At 40.0% G+C, this 19,893-nt stretch carries 20 protein-coding genes; 10 read left to right on the top strand and 10 right to left on the bottom strand.

The annotated features are described in order from the left end of the window. Positions 1-49 precede the first annotated feature (49 nt). From galU to AC6H0A_RS07195, 8 genes are all read right to left on the bottom strand, one after another. Positions 50-937, bottom strand: coding sequence for a UTP--glucose-1-phosphate uridylyltransferase GalU (gene galU, locus AC6H0A_RS07230; RefSeq protein ID WP_005643186.1), 888 nt, complete (start codon positions 935-937; stop codon positions 50-52). A gap of 23 nt (positions 938-960) precedes the next feature. Beyond that, positions 961-1,152, bottom strand: a complete 192-nt coding sequence (csrA, locus tag AC6H0A_RS07225; RefSeq protein ID WP_005625841.1) for a carbon storage regulator CsrA — start codon at positions 1,150-1,152, stop codon at positions 961-963. Positions 1,153-1,229: 77 nt separating this feature from the next. Further along, positions 1,230-3,854: an alanine--tRNA ligase gene (gene alaS, locus AC6H0A_RS07220; RefSeq protein ID WP_005643184.1), complete on the bottom strand. Its 2,625-nt coding sequence runs from the start codon at positions 3,852-3,854 to the stop codon at positions 1,230-1,232. A 187-nt stretch (positions 3,855-4,041) separates the two neighbouring features. Next, positions 4,042-4,467, bottom strand: coding sequence for a universal stress protein UspA (gene uspA / locus AC6H0A_RS07215; RefSeq protein ID WP_005643182.1), 426 nt, complete (start codon positions 4,465-4,467; stop codon positions 4,042-4,044). Positions 4,468-4,568: 101 nt separating this feature from the next. After that, positions 4,569-5,861 (bottom strand): Xaa-Pro aminopeptidase, encoded by a 1,293-nt coding sequence (gene pepP / locus AC6H0A_RS07210; RefSeq protein ID WP_005643180.1) that lies wholly within the window; start codon positions 5,859-5,861, stop codon positions 4,569-4,571. 11 nt (positions 5,862-5,872) lie between these two features. Beyond that, positions 5,873-6,421 carry a YecA/YgfB family protein gene (locus tag AC6H0A_RS07205; protein WP_005643179.1) on the bottom strand — a complete coding sequence of 183 codons (549 nt, stop codon included), beginning with the start codon at positions 6,419-6,421 and terminating at the stop codon, positions 5,873-5,875. A gap of 109 nt (positions 6,422-6,530) precedes the next feature. Continuing rightward, positions 6,531-8,174, bottom strand: coding sequence for a chaperonin GroEL (gene groL, locus AC6H0A_RS07200; RefSeq protein ID WP_005643178.1), 1,644 nt, complete (start codon positions 8,172-8,174; stop codon positions 6,531-6,533). Positions 8,175-8,193: 19 nt separating this feature from the next. Further along, the gene (locus AC6H0A_RS07195; protein ID WP_005629492.1) at positions 8,194-8,484 is read right to left on the bottom strand and encodes a co-chaperone GroES; all 291 of its coding nucleotides are present in this window, start codon (positions 8,482-8,484) and stop codon (positions 8,194-8,196) included. Between the two features lie 168 nt (positions 8,485-8,652). Between AC6H0A_RS07195 and ureA the strand changes: the two genes are divergently transcribed. The 8 genes from ureA to aspA all read left to right on the top strand — a co-directional run bounded on the left by ureA (position 8,653) and on the right by aspA (position 15,491). Next, positions 8,653-8,955: an urease subunit gamma gene (gene ureA / locus AC6H0A_RS07190; RefSeq protein WP_005643177.1), complete on the top strand. Its 303-nt coding sequence runs from the start codon at positions 8,653-8,655 to the stop codon at positions 8,953-8,955. A 22-nt stretch (positions 8,956-8,977) separates the two neighbouring features. Next, positions 8,978-9,283: an urease subunit beta gene (gene ureB, locus AC6H0A_RS07185; RefSeq protein ID WP_005629499.1), complete on the top strand. Its 306-nt coding sequence runs from the start codon at positions 8,978-8,980 to the stop codon at positions 9,281-9,283. Positions 9,284-9,294: 11 nt separating this feature from the next. Continuing rightward, on the top strand, positions 9,295-11,013 hold the full coding sequence (gene ureC / locus AC6H0A_RS07180; RefSeq protein ID WP_005643176.1) for an urease subunit alpha: 1,719 nt from the start codon (positions 9,295-9,297) through the stop codon (positions 11,011-11,013). A gap of 70 nt (positions 11,014-11,083) precedes the next feature. Beyond that, positions 11,084-11,641 carry an urease accessory protein UreE gene (ureE, locus tag AC6H0A_RS07175; RefSeq protein ID WP_005643175.1) on the top strand — a complete coding sequence of 186 codons (558 nt, stop codon included), beginning with the start codon at positions 11,084-11,086 and terminating at the stop codon, positions 11,639-11,641. Continuing rightward, positions 11,626-12,333 (top strand): urease accessory protein UreF, encoded by a 708-nt coding sequence (locus AC6H0A_RS07170; RefSeq protein WP_005643173.1) that lies wholly within the window; start codon positions 11,626-11,628, stop codon positions 12,331-12,333. The genes ureE and AC6H0A_RS07170 overlap by 16 nt, the downstream gene beginning before the upstream one ends. A gap of 82 nt (positions 12,334-12,415) precedes the next feature. After that, on the top strand, positions 12,416-13,051 hold the full coding sequence (gene ureG, locus AC6H0A_RS07165) for an urease accessory protein UreG (RefSeq protein WP_005643171.1): 636 nt from the start codon (positions 12,416-12,418) through the stop codon (positions 13,049-13,051). Between the two features lie 53 nt (positions 13,052-13,104). After that, entirely contained in the window at positions 13,105-13,917 is an 813-nt protein-coding gene (locus AC6H0A_RS07160) for an urease accessory protein UreD (protein WP_005643170.1), read from the top strand. A 155-nt stretch (positions 13,918-14,072) separates the two neighbouring features. Next, positions 14,073-15,491, top strand: a complete 1,419-nt coding sequence (gene aspA, locus AC6H0A_RS07155; protein WP_005643168.1) for an aspartate ammonia-lyase — start codon at positions 14,073-14,075, stop codon at positions 15,489-15,491. 87 nt (positions 15,492-15,578) lie between these two features. On the opposite strand, the gene tal is transcribed toward aspA, so the two are convergent. Further along, positions 15,579-16,532: a transaldolase gene (gene tal / locus AC6H0A_RS07150; protein WP_005643167.1), complete on the bottom strand. Its 954-nt coding sequence runs from the start codon at positions 16,530-16,532 to the stop codon at positions 15,579-15,581. A gap of 123 nt (positions 16,533-16,655) precedes the next feature. Further along, positions 16,656-17,522, bottom strand: a complete 867-nt coding sequence (locus AC6H0A_RS07145; protein ID WP_005643166.1) for a VirK/YbjX family protein — start codon at positions 17,520-17,522, stop codon at positions 16,656-16,658. Positions 17,523-17,625: 103 nt separating this feature from the next. Here AC6H0A_RS07145 and yihA point away from each other — a divergent pair, with 103 nt between their 5' ends. Then, a complete protein-coding gene (gene yihA / locus AC6H0A_RS07140) occupies positions 17,626-18,243 on the top strand; it encodes a ribosome biogenesis GTP-binding protein YihA/YsxC (protein ID WP_005643164.1) in 618 nt (205 codons plus the stop codon). Between the two features lie 114 nt (positions 18,244-18,357). Then, complete coding sequence (locus tag AC6H0A_RS07135; RefSeq protein WP_179230834.1) at positions 18,358-19,887, top strand: YifB family Mg chelatase-like AAA ATPase; 1,530 nt, start codon at positions 18,358-18,360, stop codon at positions 19,885-19,887. Positions 19,888-19,893 lie beyond the last annotated feature (6 nt).

The following is a 19,893-nucleotide window of genomic DNA, read 5'->3' as shown; positions in this document are numbered from 1 at the left end:
AAATGGACAAAATCTTTCATTTTGTCCATTTTATCTGCATTAGTGCTATTTATAGCGTTTTTGCTAAATTTTTGATAAAGGTTTTGAATTCTTTACCTAATTTTTCGTGACGAATACCGTATTCTACGAACGCTTCCATATAGCCAATTTTATCACCACAGTCGAATGTTTCACCTGTCATATGGAATGCTTCAACAGTTTCTTTTTCAATGAGCATATCAATAGCATCGGTTAATTGGATTTCATCACCAACACCAATTGGCGTCTTTTCCAACAAGTCCCAAATTGCTGCTGAGAATACATAACGACCAACTACAGCAAGATTTGACGGCGCATCTTCAATAGAGGGTTTTTCAACAATGCTATTAATTTTTGCACTTTCACCAACACTAAGATCTGCACCTCCACAATCTGCAACACCATAGCTGCTTACATTTTCTTGTGGAACAGGCGTTACCATAATTTGGCTTGCACCAGTTTCATTAAAGCGTTTAATCATTGCAGAAAGATTTTCTTTTTTCTGGTCTGCACTGAAATCAGCTAACAATACGTCAGGTAATACAACAGCAAATGATTCATTGCCTACAAGTGGGCGACCGCACAACACGGCGTGACCAAGTCCTTTTGCATTACCTTGGCGAACATGCATGATAGTTACATCTTTTGGACAGATAGAACGCACTTCTTCTAGAAGTTGACGCTTAACACGTTTTTCTAGCATTGTTTCTAGTTCAAAAGATGTATCAAAATGGTTTTCGATAGCATTTTTTGATGAATGCGTGACAAGCACAATTTCTTTTATGCCTGCGGCAACACATTCATTTACCACGTATTGAATCAATGGTTTATCAACCAAAGTAAGCATTTCCTTCGGAATTGCCTTCGTGGCAGGCAACATACGTGTACCAAGACCGGCTACAGGAATAATTGCTTTCATAATATAAAATCCATTATTTATGATTATGATGAACTGTCTAATTGTTCATCTTTCATCTGTTTAATTCGTTGATAAATTTCTTCTCGGTGAACGGATACTTCTTTAGGCGCTTCTACACCGAGTTTAACTTGGTTTCCACGTACACTCAAAATCGTGATAGAAATATCATTTCCAATAAGTACACTTTCGCCAACTTTACGAGTCAAGATTAACATCTTTTATCTCCTTAGTTTGCATTTATTAGATGTCCCTATCAATCAAGGAAGGGTTGGATCTCACCAACCGGCTTGTACTACAGATTTTTGTTTAACCAGTCCTGCGCCACTTTAACTGCTTGTGCCACATTTTCTGGTTGGGAGCCTCCTGCCATTGCCATATCCGGACGACCACCGCCTTTACCCCCGACCTGTTGAGCCATTAAATTAACGAGCTCCCCAGCTTTTACTTTGGTAGTTAAATCGTTTGTTACACCAACGACAAGGTTGACTTTTTCATCTAAGATCGATGCGAATGCGATTACGCCTGAGCCGAGTTGATTTTTTAAATCGTCGACCATCACACGTAATGATTTTGTTTCTATACCATCCAATTGTTGTGCGATAACAAAAACACCGTTGATTTTCACTGCACTTTTCACAAAATCAGAACCAGCCTGCATTGCGGCTTTTTCTTTTAGACCTTGCAATTCTTTTTCCACTTTCTTCGCTTTGTCTTGAAGTTGCTGGATTTTTTCCGCTAAGGTATTTACGTCTGATTTTAATAAGTCCGCGCTTTGGGTCAGAATACGTTGTTGATTATGTAACCACTCAATCGCATTTTCACCTGTTACCGCTTCAATACGACGAACGCCTGCCGCCACAGCGCTTTCAGTAATAATTTTAAATAGACCGATATCGCCAGTGCGTTTTGCGTGAATACCACCACAAAGCTCAATTGAGAAATCGCCCATGGTTAATACGCGAACGTTATCACCATATTTCTCACCAAAGAGCGCCATTGCCCCTTTGGCTTTTGCTGAATCAATGTCCATGATATCCGTTTGAACAGGGAAGTTAGCACGGATTTTTTGGTTTACTAATGTTTCAATTTGAGTTAACTGTTCTTTTGTAATAGCTTCTGGTTGAGCAAAGTCAAAACGCAAGGCTTTATCTGAAACAAGTGAGCCTTTTTGCACAACATGTTGACCTAAAACTTGACGTAAGGCTGCGTGCAATAAGTGTGTTGCTGAGTGATTGAGCGATGTGTTGTGGCGACGTTCTGCATCCACAATAGCATTCACTGATTGCCCTATTTTCAAACTTCCTTGCGTTAATTCTCCAATGTGTCCAAATACTTGCCCATATTTTTGGGTATCTTTCACATTAAAGGTCACGCCTTGTGCGCTTAAGTATCCGCTATCGCCAATTTGGCCACCTGATTCTGCATAAAACGGTGTATTTTCTAAAATAACGACCGCACTTTGACCTGCTTCGATACTTTCCACTGATTTACCATCATAGAAAAGTGCGGTGATTTTTGCTTGAGATTCGACTTCAGTATAGCCCTCAAACTTGGTTTCACCATCTACACGAATAATGCTGTTGTAGTCCACACCAAACTGACTCGCTGCTTGAGCACGAGTACGTTGTGCTTCCATTTCACGGTCAAAGGCTTGTTCATCAATAGTGATATTGCGCTCACGACATACATCAGCCGTTAAATCCAATGGGAAACCATAAGTATCATAAAGTTTGAATGCAACTTCACCTGAAAGAACGCCATCTTTCACTTGAGCAAGGGCTTCATCTAATAAGCTCAAGCCACGTTCTAGAGTGCGAGCGAATTGTTCTTCTTCTAAACGTAATAGTTTTTCAACATTTACTTGTTTTGCTTTTACGTCTTTGCCTGCTTCTGCCATTACTTCAATTAGAGTTGGCACGAGTTTATAGAAAAAAGCTTCTTTGGCACCTAATAAGTGACCGTGACGAACTGCGCGACGAATAATACGACGTAAGACATAACCGCGGCCTTCGTTTGATGGAATAACGCCATCAGCGATTAAATATGCACAAGAACGAATATGGTCAGCAATAACACGTAATGATTTATTACTTAAATCTGTTGTGCCAACAACTTCAGCCGTTTTTGCGATTAATGTTTTGAAAATATCAATCTCGTAGTTTGAGTTCACATGTTGCAATACAGCAGAAATACGCTCTAAGCCCATACCTGTGTCAACTGATGGGCGTGGTAATTTTTCCATTGTGCCATCGGCTAAACGGTTGAATTGCATGAACACAACGTTCCAGATTTCGATATAACGGTCGCCATCTTCTTCTGGTGAGCCTGGAGGGCCGCCCCAAATATGATCACCGTGATCGTAGAAAATTTCAGTACAAGGACCGCAAGGACCAGTGTCGCCCATTGCCCAGAAGTTGTCTGATGCGTAAGGTGTGCCTTTATTGTCACCAATGCGAATAATGCGTTCAGCAGGAACACCGACTTCTTTATTCCAGATATTGTAGGCTTCGTCATCGGTTTCATACACGGTTACCCATAGTTTTTCTTTAGGTAAACCAAGCCATTGTGGGGAGGTTAAATATTCCCAAGCAAAATTAATGGCATCGTGTTTAAAGTAATCACCAAAACTAAAGTTACCGAGCATTTCAAAGAAAGTATGATGACGCGCAGTATAACCAACATTTTCTAAGTCGTTGTGTTTACCACCTGCACGCACACAACGTTGCGCGGTGGTGGCTCTAGAATAAGGGCGTTTATCCATTCCAAGGAATACATCCTTAAATTGGTTCATCCCAGCGTTCGTGAAAAGCAAAGTCGGATCATTTTCCGGCACAAGTGAGCTACTCTCAACTACTTGGTGGCCTTTGCTATGGAAAAAATCAAGGAATGATTGTCTTATTTCTGCTGTTGTTTTCATTAAAAAGAATCCTTGTTACCCATAATAAAAATAAAAACTAAATCGTCCTATTTTTGCATATTTTTGAAATTTATAAAAAGGCTTTTTGCCAAAACCCCAAAATAAAACCGCACTTCACGACGCTATTTGAGAAGTACGGTTAAAATTTAAGTTATTTCAGATTATTCAAAAAACAATTTCTTGTTAATTATTCATCTCTAAGCGGAACAACCAACATATCAATTTTAATCGTATTCATCACTTGACGTGTTGAAGACATTAACTTACTCCAAAAATCTTGGTGATGTCCCGTCACTAATAAATCTACATCATATTGTTCGATGGCATCACTTAGAACTTGCCCTAAATCACCACTGCCACTCAATTTTTCTAAAATTGGATAATCCGCACTTTCAGCTAAATCTAATAAGGCTTTTTGTGTTTCCGTGGAAATTCTGTCTTGCATTGAAGACATATTCACATCAATCAATCCAGTGTAAAGATCCGAGAAGTTTACATCAACGTGGATGATAGAAAGTTTTGCTTCATGGCGTTTTGCAACCCCAACCGCTTTTTTAAGTAAAACTGGACTCTCTTCAGAAAGATCTACTGCCACTAATACGTGTTTGTACATAATCGACTCCTTAACTGATTGGTTCGGCTTTTAACTGGTTCTAATGCTAACATTTTAAGCAATAAAAAACTGTGTACTAGATCACAATTTAAACATTTTTATTAAAAATTCATTAAATTTTCAATGTCTGCAATTTCTTTAGGGGCCGCTGCGGTTAGGATTTTATTACCATATTCAGTCATGAGCAAATTGTCCTCAATGCGCACGCCAATGCCTTTGTATTGCTCTGGCACATCAGCATCTTCTGAAATATAAATACCAGGTTCAACAGTAATCACCATGCCGATTTCGAGTATCCGCTGTTTATCCTGACCATAGCTACCCACGTCATGCACATCTAAACCTAGCCAGTGCCCTAATCCATGCATATAAAATTGGCGATAAGCTTGTTGTTCAATGAGTGTATCGACATCTCCTTTCAAGATACCTAAATCCACTAATCCTTGGGTTTTAATACGAATGACTTCATCATTGGCTTGCTTAATGGAATTGCCAGGTACAAGTAACTCAATCGCACGTTTTTGTGCTTTTAAAACTAACTCATAAATTTCACGTTGAGGCTGGGTAAATTTTCCATTTACAGGAAAAGTGCGGGTAATATCGCCTGCATACATAGCAAACTCACAGCCAGCGTCAATGAGCACTAAATCTCCATCATTTAGTGGGCGATCATTTTCTGTGTAGTGCAAAATACAGGCGTTATTTCCTCCTGCAACAATTGAATTGTAAGAAGGAAATCTGGCGCAATGGCGATTAAATTCATGCAAAATATCGCTTTCAATTTCATATTCAAAGCGATTTGGGCGTGTAGTTTGCATTGCTTTAATATGCCCAAGTGCTGTAATTTGTCCCGCTTGTTGCATTAATCGGATTTCATTAGGCGATTTTATAAGGCGCATTTCGCTGAGCATTGGTCGCCAATCTAAAATATCGCTAAAATTTACCGCACTTTCTGACACCAATATATCACCCCAAGTATGAATTTCTGGCACATAGTAAAGTGCGGTCAAATTTTTAAGTATTTTGGGCAGCACGGTAGCAAATTCTTCAATAGAATAGGCTTCATTTACATTAAGTTGCTGTGGTGCATGCTCAACACCTAATCGGCGACCATTCCACGTTTCAAGTAACGGATCGCGTGGACGAAGAAAAATAATAGTTTTTTCTGCTTGTTCTGTTTTCAGTAATAACAGTGCTGCATTTGGTTCATTAAAGCCTGTTAAATACCAAAAATAGCTATCTTGACGGAAAGGATAGGTACAATCATTATTACGGCGTTTTTCGATTTCAGAAAAAAGCAATAATGCCGAATTAGGTTGCATTTGAGTGAATACTCGTGTGCGGCGTTCCCCAAATTCTTCTTTAGGCAATTCAGCCATATAAGCCAATTTCATTCGAGATCTCCTTAATGTAATACAGGTTTGCTCTCAATTTCTCCTTCGTTGAAATGAGAATAGAACAACATAGCAATAGTGCGAACATATTCAATGATTTCTTCTAGTGCTTCCGCTAGTTCTTCTTCGTTATCGTCTTCATCATAACCAAGTTGGCAAATATCTTGTAAGTCATCTACCGCTTCGCCAATTTCACCTTTTTCTTTTGCTAATTCAGGTTGTGCTAAGCCAAGACCAAGTAAGAATTGGTTTGCCCAGTCAGATAAGCTATCCGCTTGCGCAAAGACATTTTCATCTTCGGTTAAACCAAGTTCAAAGGTAAATCCTTCAACATCTGATAAGGTTTGACTAATTTGTTCATAAAGTTCTGTAACTGGTTGAACTAATGCTGTTGGGTAAGCGTGATTATCATTGCTGAATTGATATAAGAGCGGTAGCCAACTTTGATCTTTTAAGCCACCACAAAGTAAACCGCTTAAAAAGCCGTGTAGTTCTGTTGCATTAAACCCGATTCCAGCAGATTTAAGTTGTTGGTTAAGGTCAGAATGAGAAATGAGCATAATAGATTTCCTGAGTAAATTTGAAATTAGTGTAAACCTTTGTAAATAAAAAAGCGATCGCTTTTCCTTATGGAAAAACGACCGCACTTTTTACCTGATGATGAGCGAATTACATCATTCCGCCCATTCCACCCATACCGCCCATGCTTGCGCCTAGGTCAGCTTTTTCATCTTTTGGAAGCTCGGTTACCATACATTCAGTGGTAATCATTAAGCCTGCTACAGATGCTGCGAATTGCAACGCAGAACGAGTTACTTTAGTTGGATCTAAGATACCCATTTCGATCATATCGCCGTATTGTTCTGTACCTGCGTTATAACCAAAGTTTCCTTCGCCATTTTTAACTGCACTTGCCACAACAGATGCTTCTTCGCCTGCATTAGTGACGATTTGACGTAAAGGTGCCTCCATCGCTCGTAATGCAAGCTTGATACCCACATTTTGTTCTTCGTTGTCACCTTTTAAGCTTGCTGCAACTTTCGCGGCTGCGCGAACTAATGCAACACCACCACCAGCAACGATACCTTCTTCAACCGCGGCACGAGTTGCATGTAATGCGTCATCTACACGGTCTTTTTTCTCTTTCATTTCAACTTCAGTTGCTGCGCCTACTTTGATTACAGCCACACCGCCTGCTAATTTAGCCACGCGTTCTTGAAGTTTTTCTTTGTCGTAGTCAGAAGTTGATTCTTCAATTTGTTGACGAATTTGAGCAACTCGACCTTTGATTTGAGATTCATCGCCGATACCGTCGATAATGGTTGTGTTATCTTTATTGATAACAACGCGTTTTGCTTGACCTAAATCTTCTAATGTTGCTTTTTCAAGTTCCATGCCGATTTCTTCAGAAATCACAGTACCTGCAGTTAAGATCGCAATATCTTGTAACATCGCTTTACGACGATCACCAAAACCTGGCGCTTTCACTGCTGCAACTTTTACGATACCGCGCATAGTGTTCACCACTAAGGTTGCAAGTGCTTCGCCTTCCACATCTTCAGCGATGATTAATAACGGTTTACCTGCTTTCGCAACACCTTCTAACACTGGAAGTAATTCACGAATGTTAGAGATTTTTTTATCTACAAGAAGAAGATATGGATTATCTAATTCAACCGTTGCAGTTTCTGGTTTGTTGATGAAATATGGAGAAAGGTAACCACGATCGAATTGCATCCCTTCAACCACATCTAATTCATCTTCAAGACCCGTACCATCTTCAACGGTAATCACGCCTTCTTTACCCACTTTTTCCATCGCTTGTGAGATTAATTGACCCACAATGCTGTCAGAGTTTGCAGAAATGGTACCTACTTGTTCAATTTCTTTTGCTGTTTCACAAGGTTTAGATAAATTTTTAAGTTCAGAAACAACCGCACTTACTGCTTTATCGATACCGCGTTTTAAATCCATAGGATTCATGCCTGCCGCTACTGCTTTCAAGCCTTCATTTACGATAGCTTGCGCAAGTACAGTTGCAGTGGTTGTACCATCACCTGCAGCATCATTTGCTTTAGATGCCACTTCTTTCACCATTTGTGCACCCATGTTTTCGAATTTATCTTCTAATTCGATTTCACGAGCAACAGACACACCGTCTTTAGTGATAGTTGGTGCGCCAAATGATTTATCTAAAATTACATTACGACCTTTCGGGCCAAGGGTTACTTTTACTGCATCGGCTAATACATTCACGCCTTTAAGCATTTTTACGCGTGCGTCATTACCAAATTTTACGTCTTTTGCTGCCATTTTCTTTTCCCTTATCTAATTATTCTACAATTGCTAAGATGTCGTTTTCAGAAATGATTAATACTTCTTCACCATCGATTTTTTCGCTTTTCACGCCGTAACCGTCATTGAAAATGACTGTATCACCAACTTTCACATCTAATGGTTGAACCGTGCCATTTTCTAAAATACGACCTTTACCCACTGCTAATACTTTCGCACGGGTTGATTTGGTCGCTGCTGAACCTGTTAATACGATACCGCCAGCTGAACGGGTTTCGACTTCTTCACGTTTAATAATTACACGATCGTGTAAAGGACGAATATTCATGATTAATTTCCTTCTTAAGAATTTGTAAGTGCGGTTTTTATATAAGGAACATTTTTTCGCTTTCAAGGGCTATGAATAAAAAAATTCTGACAAAATGTTTTTCTTATTTAGATTTTTTACGTAAAATTCGGCGCTCCTTGTGCGATAAATAAATGAAGGAATGAAGATATGCACTTAACATCAAGAGAACAAGAAAAGCTGATGCTTTTTCTTGCGGGCGAATTGGCGGCAAAACGCAAAGCACGCGGACTAAAATTAAACTACCCAGAATCCATCGCTTACATCGCTAGCCACTTGCAAGAAGCAGCTCGTGATGGAATGTCTGTGGCTGAAGTCATGCAATATGGCTCAACACTTTTAACCGTTGAAGATGTGATGGAAGGCGTCGCTGAAATGGTTCATGAAGTTCAGATTGAAGCGACTTTCCCTGATGGTACAAAACTTGTTACCGTGCATAATCCGATTAGATAAAAAATAGAAGGATTTAAATATTATGATCCCAGGTGAATACCAATTAGCTGAAGGCGATATTATTGCCAATGTTGGCAGAAAAACCGTCACAATTGAAGTAACCAATTCAGGCGACCGTCCAATCCAAGTCGGTTCCCATTACCATTTTTTTGAAACCAATAATGCCCTTAAATTTGACCGCACTTTAGCGCGTGGAATGCGCTTAAATGTGCCATCTGGCAATGCAGTACGTTTTGAACCAGGGGAAGTTAAATCAGTCGAGTTAGTGGCTTTTGGTGGTTCGCAAACCATTTATGGCTTCCATAATCAAATTGATGGCAAATTATAAGGTAGAGCAGAATGGCATTAACAATTTCAAGAGCGCAATATGTAGCAACTTATGGTCCAACCGTTGGCGACAAAGTTCGTTTAGGCGATACCAATTTATGGGCAACCATTGAACAAGATTTATTAACCAAAGGTGATGAGTGTAAATTTGGTGGCGGTAAAAGTGTACGTGATGGCATGGCGCAAAGCGGTACCGCAACTCGTGACAATCCAAACGTATTGGATTTTGTGATTACCAACGTGATGATCATTGATGCGAAATTAGGCATTATTAAAGCGGATATTGGTATTCGAGATGGTCGTATTGTTGGTATTGGTCAAGCAGGTAACCCTGACACCATGGATAACGTCACGCCCAATATGATTATTGGTGCGAGCACGGAAGTACATAATGGCGCACATTTAATTGCAACCGCTGGCGGCATAGATACCCACATTCACTTTATTTGCCCTCAACAAGCACAACATGCGATTGAAAGTGGAGTTACGACTTTAATTGGTGGCGGAACCGGCCCGGCTGATGGTACACACGCGACAACTTGTACACCAGGTGCGTGGTATATGGAACGCATGTTCCAAGCGGCAGAAGCTTTACCAGTCAACGTGGGCTTTTTCGGCAAAGGGAACTGCTCAACTTTAGATCCGCTACGCGAACAAATTGAAGCAGGCGCATTAGGTTTAAAAATCCACGAAGACTGGGGCGCAACGCCTGCAGTAATTGATTCTGCTTTAAAAGTGGCAGATGAAATGGATATTCAAGTGGCAATTCACACCGACACGCTAAATGAAAGTGGCTTCTTAGAAGATACCATGAAAGCAATTGACAGACGTGTAATTCATACCTTCCATACTGAAGGTGCGGGGGGCGGTCATGCACCTGACATCATTAAAGCGGCGATGTATCCAAACGTATTACCCGCTTCAACTAACCCGACTCGTCCGTTTACCAAAAACACCATTGATGAACATTTAGATATGTTGATGGTTTGCCATCACTTAGATAAACGCGTGCCAGAAGACGTGGCATTTGCTGATAGTCGTATTCGCCCTGAAACCATTGCTGCAGAAGATATTTTGCATGATATGGGCGTATTCTCGATTATGAGTTCTGACTCTCAAGCGATGGGACGTATTGGCGAAGTCGTTATTCGTACATGGCAAACCGCAGATAAAATGAAAATGCAACGCGGTGAGCTAGGCAATGAAGGAAACGATAACTTCCGCATTAAACGCTACATTGCGAAATACACCATCAACCCAGCAATTGCACACGGTATTGCAGATCATATTGGCTCGTTAGAAGTGGGCAAAATCGCAGATATCGTGTTATGGAAACCGATGTTCTTTGGGGTAAAACCAGAAGTGGTAATTAAAAAAGGCTTTATTAGCTACGCAAAAATGGGCGATCCAAATGCCTCTATTCCAACACCGCAACCTGTATTCTACCGTCCAATGTACGGAGCACAAGGTTTGGCGATAGCACAAACTGCAGTGTTCTTCGTTTCACAAGCTGCTGAAAAAGCCGATATTCGTGCTAAATTCGGCTTGCACAAAGAAGCCATTGCTGTCAAAGGCTGCCGCAGCGTGGGTAAAAAAGATCTTGTTCACAACAATGCAACACCTGAAATTACAGTGGATCCAGAACGCTATGAAGTGCGTGTAGATGGTGAACTCATTACCTGCGAACCCGTGGATACCGTGCCATTAGGACAACGATATTTCTTGTTCTAATAAAAATCCACGCTATTCAATAATAAAGAAAGTGCGTGTATGACACGCACTACTTTCGAATTTATAAGATATGAAAATCATTAATCCAATTCTCCCCATTATGGATACCATTTTAGGATATTTAACTAGCCTTCAAGCTGAAGGCAAAATTACCCATCAAACCATTGAACGCGTGGCATTGCAGTGGTATGAAAGTGAGCGCAATATTCTGCGTAAAACCACGAACACGGGGCGCGAAGTTGCTTTTCGCTTGCTAAAAGAAGGACAACGTTTAAAACACGATGATGTGGTTTTTATCAGTGATGAATTAGTGATTGCGATTGAAATTTTACCGAGTGAAGTCATTGTGCTGTCTCCGAAAACCTTACCTGAAATGGCTCGGGCTTGTTATGAGATCGGCAATAAACATTCGCCGCTGTTTTTAGATGGCGATGAAGTGACATTACCTTACGATAAGCCGATGTTCGAGTGGCTGCAAGCGGCGGGATTTCATCCTCAAAAAGCGGAACGCCGTTTAAGCCAAGCGTTAAGAGCAAATTCTGCACAAGGGTACGGGCATTCGCATAGTCATTCGCACGATCATCATGGCTATCACCATCATGGAGACGGCAATTGGCACCAACATTAAACCGAAGCCTGGCAGATTTAGGCGCATTGTTGCACTTGGTTGACCCAACTTTGCCAATCGGGGGCTTTAACCATTCAAATGGTTTAGAAACCTTTGTTCAACGAGGTGTTGTTTCAACGAAACCAAGCTTAGAAGAATATGTGCAAACTCAGCTTTTGCAAAATTGGGTGTATAACGATGGCGCTTATCTTTCGCTCGCATTTGATGCCATGGCTACCAATGATTTTGACCGTTTATGCGAATTAGACCATTCGCTATCTGCAACCAAAATTGCGCGAGAAAGTCGCGAAGGCAGTTTTAAACTCGGCGTGCGGTTATTAAAAATTTTTATCCGCTATGAACAACACTCAATGTTGAGCCAATTTCAGCAAGCGATTCAAAATAAAAGCGTGCAAGGCCATTTCCCGATGGTGTTTGCTATGGTGGCGCAAGCGATGGGGCTCAGCAAAACAGATACCCTTTATGCGTTCTACTACAACGCAGCAGTCGGCACCATTACCAATGGCGTGAAACTCATTCCGCTCAGTCAAATGGATGGGCAAGATATTCTATTTGATTTGCGTAGTGCACTCTTGCAAGCTGTCGAATTAAGCCTTGAACCCAACGAAGAATGGCTTGGTGCGGCAACGCTGGCGAATGACATTCGAGCAATGCAGCACGAAGTGCTTTATACGCGGCTTTATATGTCGTAAGAGCGGTCATTTTTTATTAAATTTTTACATATCGCAGAGGTTATAAGAATGAGCCTCTATGATAATCAACAAAAGGAACATTATGCGTAACTACATTAAAATTGGCGTAGCAGGCCCTGTTGGTGCAGGCAAAACTGCGTTAATTGAAAAACTGACTCGTGAAATAGCAAGCCGCTATAGCGTGGCGGTGATCACTAATGATATTTATACCCAAGAAGATGCGGAATTTTTAACGAAAAATAGCCTACTTCCGTCAGAGCGAATTATGGGCGTGGAAACAGGCGGTTGCCCGCATACGGCAATTCGTGAAGATGCGTCAATGAACTTAGAAGCAGTCGATGAAATGGTTGCACGTTTTCCCGATGTAGAAATCGTCTTTATCGAATCTGGTGGTGATAACTTATCTGCCACCTTTAGCCCTGATTTAGCAGACGTGACAATTTTCGTGATTGACGTCGCACAAGGCGAGAAAATCCCACGCAAAGGCGGGCCGGGTATCACTCGTTCAGATTTGTTAGTGATTAACAAAACAGACCTTGCACCATTTGTTGGCGCGGATTTAAGTATTATGGAACGCGATGCGCGTGGCATGCGTAATGGGCAGCCCTTTGTGTTTACCAATTTAATGAAAAAAGAAAATCTAGATGGCGTGATTGGTTGGATTGAAAAATATGCGTTGTTGAAGAACGTAGAAGAACCTAAGGCATTAGTGAGATAAAGAATTATCCCCTCTCCTTTAAAGAGGGGAGTTTTTTACAAATTGAAAAGATTATGAATAGTACCCTCAAACTTTCAACCAAACTTTCCTCAAACGGCAAAACTCAACTTGATGAATACTTTGTGACGCCACCTTTTAAAGTAATGACGTTATCTGCTTATGCCGATTCTTGGGAAAATGGACTTAGTGCAATGCAAATGTCTTCTTCGCCAGGGTTATTGGCTGGAGATCGAGTTGATATTCAAATAACGCTCGAAAAATATACTGCACTTTCTTTAAATACGCAGGCATTTACTCGAGTTCAGGCAATGAATGAGGGGGATTTTGCCGAGCAAAATACATTAATTCAGCTTGATAAAAAAAGTCGTTTATTTTATTTACCTCATCCGTTGGTTTTGCATAAGAATTCTGCTCTTAAGCAAAAAACGTTAATCAATATGCAACCTGAGAGTGCGCTAATTTATGGTGAAATTGTGGCTATTGGGCGAGTGGCAAATGATGAACGTTTTGAATTTCGCCAATTTTCTTCTCATTTAAAAGTTCAGCTTGTGCAAGAAAATGGGAAAGTTAAACCGCTGATGTTGGATTGTATTCAGTGGTTGCCGGTTAAAATGAATTTAACTGCTTTAAGCCAAATGGAAGGTTTTTCACATCAGGGATCATTGGTTTACATTAACTTACAAAAAACATCTGCAGAAATTAAGCAGATAGCGCAGCAGCTTCAACAGCAAGAAACAGATAAATCCTTACTTTTTGGTATATCTCAGTTGAATGAAGGCGGGGTGATTGTGCGAGTGTTAGGGCATAGGGCAGAGCAAATTCAGAAACTGTTTGAGAAAATTGGTGAGCAGTTAAAAGCTGCGTAAGATTGATAGATAAGTTATCTTCCCCTAAAAAAACTAATCTGAAAAATGAAAATATGTCTTGAGAGCATTTCTTGAAAATGTGATCTTGGTCAAGTTTTTTCTCCTTAAAATTTCTATAATTGCGTCAAATTAACTAACCAGAAAAGGTGATTCAAATGACTCAATTTAGAAAAGAAGTAGATTTACTCGGCGAACGTAATGTACCAGCAGATGCATACTGGGGTATTCATACATTAAGAGCGGTAGAAAATTTCAATATTTCTAACGTAACCATTTCTGACGTGCCTGAGTTTGTACGTGGCATGGTGATGGTGAAAAAAGCAACGGCTTTAGCCAATGGTGAATTAGGTGCAATTCCAAGTGATATTGCAAAAGCGATTGTAGCAGCTTGTGATGAAATTCTTACTACTGGAAAATGCTTAGATCAATTCCCATCAGACGTATATCAAGGTGGTGCAGGTACTTCTGTCAATATGAATACCAATGAAGTAGTTGCTAATCTTGCCCTTGAAAAAATTGGCCATAAAAAAGGCGAATATAACGTGATTAACCCGATGGATCACGTTAACGCAAGCCAATCAACCAATGATGCGTATCCTACTGGTTTCCGTATTGCAGTGTATAACAGCATCTTAAAATTGATCGATAAAATTCAATATTTACACGATGGTTTTGATAATAAAGCAAAAGAGTTTGCGAACATCTTAAAAATGGGTCGAACCCAATTACAAGATGCCGTGCCAATGACTGTTGGTCAAGAATTCAAAGCTTTCTCAGTATTACTTGAAGAAGAAGTGCGTAACTTAAAACGTACAGCAGATTTACTCCTTGAAGTAAACCTTGGTGCGACTGCAATCGGTACTGGTTTAAATACGCCACAAGGCTATACAGAATTAGTTGTAAAACACCTTGCTGAAGTAACTGGATTACCTTGCGTACCAGCAGAAAACTTAATTGAAGCAACATCTGACTGTGGTGCTTATGTAATGGTTCACGGAGCATTAAAACGTACCGCAGTGAAACTTTCTAAAGTATGTAATGACTTACGTTTACTTTCTTCTGGTCCACGTGCTGGTATTAAAGAAATTAACTTACCTGAATTACAAGCAGGATCTTCTATCATGCCGGCAAAAGTAAACCCAGTTGTTCCTGAAGTGGTGAACCAAGTATGCTTTAAAGTAATTGGTAACGATACCACTGTGACTTTTGCATCTGAAGCAGGTCAATTACAATTAAACGTAATGGAACCAGTGATTGGTCAAGCAATGTTCGAATCTATCGACATCTTAACTAATGCTTGTGTGAACTTACACGACAAATGCGTGGATGGCATCACTGTAAACAAAGAAATTTGTGAAAACTATGTGTTTAACTCAATCGGTATCGTGACTTACTTAAATCCATTCATCGGCCACCATAACGGCGACTTAGTGGGTAAAATCTGTGCGCAAACAGGCAAAGGCGTACGTGACGTTGTGTTAGAAAAAGGTTTATTAACAGAAGAACAATTAGATGACATTCTTTCTGTAGAAAACTTAATGAATCCAACTTATAAAGCGAAATTAAATAAATAAGTCTGAATTATTTATTCAGTCCTAGAATAGAAATAACCGCACTTTGATTACTCAAAAGTGCGGTTATTTTTTATATTGAATTATAGATTAAAGTTTTGCTGAAAGCATGGTTTCCAATTTTTCTTGGTCAACAGCAAATTTACGAATACCATCTGCTAATTTTTCAACAGCCATAGCATCGCTATTATGTTGCCAGTAGAACTCAGCTTCTGTTAATGGTTGTGGTTTCGCTTTTACTTCGCCTTTGTATTCTAGTTTGCGTACAAGTGCGGTTGAATTTTCTTGTAATTCTTTCAGTAATGCTGGTGTGATGGTTAAACGATCGCAACCTGCAAGTTCAGTAATTTCTCCTACATTACGGAAGCTTGCGCCCATCACAACGGTGTTGTAGCCATATTCTTTGTAGTAATTATAGATTTTGGTGACAGAAATAACGCCTGGGTCTTCTGCTGGCGCATATTCTTTTTTGTCTGAATTTGCTTTGTACCAGTCTAAAATACGACCTACAAATGGAGAAATTAAGTAAACGCCTGCTTCTGCACAAGCACGAGCTTGAGCTTCAGAGAATAATAAGGTTAAGTTACAGTTAATGCCTTCTTTTTCAAGAATTTCTGCAGCTCGGATACCTTGCCATGTTGAAGCAATTTTAATCAAAATACGGTCGTTTGAAATGCCTGCTGCATTATAAAGTGCGATTAATTTACGTGCTTTTTCAACCGTTGCTTGTGTGTTGTAAGAAAGACGCGCATCCACTTCAGTAGAAATACGTCCCGGAACGATTTTTAAAATTTCTAAACCAATATTTACCGCTAATTTATCTTCTGCATCAATAAGTTGTTGTGCTTTATCATTGCTTTGAGCTTTTGCATAAGCTACAGCTTCATCAATTAATGGCGCATATTGTGGAAGTGCAGATGCGCTTAGAATTAATGATGGGTTAGTAGTCGCATCTTGTGGTTGATATTTTTTAATCGCGTCGATATCGCCAGTGTCTGCGACCACAACGGTCATTTGACGAAGTGAATCTAATTGAGTTGTCATTTGTATCTCCTATTCGAGTGAAATGGAATGAATAATGTGGGCTACGATAGCATAAATTTAATCTTAAAAGGAAAAATTTTTCGATAGAAAAAATAGGCGCAGGCGTTGATCTGCGCCATTGTTTTAAAGCTTGAGGGTGTCTTTTATGGTGAGAGTTATTTCATCTAACATGGCATAGCGTTTACGATACATGGAGCGTTTCTTACTTGGGATATCATCGAGATTTCTATCCATTTCTAAAGGCAATTCCCAGTAATCTTTTAACTCTCCGCCCGATTCACCAAAAATTGCATCATAATCCACTGTGTATTGTTTACTTTGAATGAAGCGAGATTTATTTTGGTATTTTTGCGGAATGCCAAGCAATTTATCGTAGCCTAAGATTTTCGTGAGTGATTTCATGGTTTCAACCATTAAATAGGCTGGGCGCAAACCGTGGCATGACTTGGTGAGTTGTTTCACCATTTCTTTTGAACCTTCAAAATTTGGCCCTTGTACAACAGCAATGAGTAGAGCATCGCCCAATTTAGCAAAAGTAAGCAAATAGACTAATTCATTTCTTGGTTTATGCCATAGCTCCAATACCCAATACCCCTCCATCGGTTGATGGGTTGTCATACTTAATGTCATTTCAAAATCAGGAATGACTTCGCCAAAACTTAATGGTTTTTCCCATAATGGCGTAGAAAGTGCGGTGAGTTTTTCGGGTAAAAATAAAAGATTGTCGCAAATAGCATTAAAACGTTGTGATGCGTTGAAACGCTTATCCAAAAAACGACAAGCAACAGGATAACTATAATCCAAGTGCGTATTAAAAATATCGACGAGAAAAGGATGTTGATTGATAAATTGTTCAAAGCGACGAATTGAACCACGATTTAAAAAGCTACGTAAGTTATAACGCCAATGTTTTGGTGCATCAAAACGCCCTGGTCGATATGGATAAATATCCTTAGATTGAGGCCATTGGTAAGTTGTTTTTGTTGTCATCTAGATTGTCATGAATTGGTTATAATTTTGGTGCAAATTTTGACATAATTTCAGGAAATTTTCCATTTATGCTATTCTAAGCGCAATTTTAAAAGGAATCCTTATGTCTGAAATTAAACTTAATTACCATAAAACTCACTTTTTAACGAGTGCACCGAATATTCGTTCTATTCCTCAAGATACGGGCATTGAAATTGCGTTTGCAGGTCGTTCAAATGCGGGAAAATCGACCGCACTTAATGCATTAACCAATCAAAAAAGTTTAGCTCGCACCTCAAAAACACCGGGGCGCACGCAACTCATTAACTTATTTGAAGTAGAACCAAATTGTAAATTGGTGGATTTACCAGGTTATGGTTATGCGGTCGTACCAGAACAAATGAAAATCCAATGGCAAAAATCATTAGGCGAATATTTGCAAAAGCGCGAATGTTTGGCAGGATTGGTTGTGTTGATGGATATTCGTCATCCACTTAAAGATCTTGACCAACAAATGATTGAATGGGCGGTTTCTGCAGATTTACCAGTACTTTTATTGCTTACTAAAGCCGATAAATTGAGCCAAAGCGCACGTAGTAAACAAGTAAAGATGGTGCGCGAAGCGATTCTTCCATTCCAAGGTGATATTCAAGTAGAAGCCTTTTCTGCACAAAATAAAATTGGTATTGATAAACTTGCAGCGAAATTAGATTTTTGGTTTTCGCCACTTTTTGCGGAATAAAATGTAAATTTTGCGATCCAGATCGTAATAAAAGCACGTGATGAATGATTTCATGGCGTGCTTTTTTTATAGTGCAAAAACTATATTCATTTTTACCGCACTTTAAGGATTATCATGTCCCTTGCTATTGTTTACAGCCGTGCCTCTATGGGTGTGCAAGCACCGCTTGTCACTATTGAGGTGCATTTAAGCAACGGAAAACCAGGATTTACACTTGTTGGTTTGCCCGAAAAAACGGTGAAAGAGGCACAAGATCGGGTGCGTAGTGCGTTGATGAATGCACAATTTAAATACCCAGCCAAGCGTATCACAGTGAATCTCGCGCCTGCAGATTTACCGAAAGAAGGTGGACGATTTGATTTGCCTATTGCCATCGGAATTTTAGCCGCATCGGATCAGCTTGATGCGAGCCGTTTAAAGCAATTTGAATTTGTGGCAGAGCTTGCGCTGACGGGACAATTGCGTGGCGTACATGGTGTGATTCCCGCTATTCTTGCTGCGCAAAAGTCAAAGCGAGAGTTAATTATCACGAAGCAAAATGCCAATGAAGCCTCGCTTGTTTCTGATCAAAATACTTATTTTGCGCAAACGCTTTTAGATGTGGTGCAATTTCTCAATGGTCAGGAAAAATTACCACTCGCCACTGAAATTGTGAAAGAAAGTGCGGTAAATTTTTCGGGCAAAAATACGTTAGATTTAACGGATATTATCGGACAACAACACGCCAAACGAGCATTGACCATTGCTGCAGCGGGGCAGCATAATTTGCTATTTCTTGGCCCTCCAGGCACAGGAAAAACGATGTTAGCCAGCCGATTAACAGGGCTTTTACCTGAAATGACCGATCTAGAAGCGATAGAAACGGCATCTGTAACGAGTTTAGTTCAAAACGAGTTAAATTTTCATAATTGGAAACAGCGTCCTTTTCGAGCCCCACACCATAGTGCATCAATGCCAGCTTTAGTTGGAGGTGGGACGATCCCAAAACCTGGTGAAATATCCTTAGCAACAAATGGTGTACTTTTTCTTGATGAACTTCCAGAGTTTGAACGAAAAGTATTAGATGCACTACGTCAGCCTTTGGAAAGTGGTGAGATTATTATTTCTCGTGCTAATGCCAAAATCCAATTTCCAGCTCGTTTTCAATTAGTGGCAGCGATGAATCCAAGCCCGACAGGCCATTATACTGGAACACATAACCGCACTTCACCACAGCAAATTATGCGTTATTTGAATCGACTTTCAGGGCCCTTTTTAGATCGTTTTGACTTGTCTATTGAAGTGCCTTTATTGCCACAAGGTAGCTTGCAAAATACGAACGGTCGTGGCGAAACCAGCGCTCAAGTACGCGAAAAAGTGTTAAAAGTGCGTGAGATTCAAATGGAAAGAGCGGGAAAAATTAACGCTTATTTGAATAGTAAAGAGATTGAGCGTGATTGCAAGTTAAGTGATAAAGATGCCTTTTTCCTTGAAAATGCGCTGAATAAGCTTGGGCTTTCTGTACGGGCTTACCATCGTATTTTGAAAGTTTCTCGAACCATTGCCGATCTACAAGGAGAACAACAAATTTCTCAACCTCACTTGGCGGAGGCCTTGGGCTATCGAGCAATGGATCGTTTGCTGCAGAAATTGTCGAATATGTAAAAACGC

It is taken from the genome of Haemophilus sp. THUN1692 (assembly GCF_059704395.1).
The sequence above is the reverse complement of the archived record's forward strand: the minus strand, read 5'-3'. Positions and strand labels throughout refer to the sequence as shown.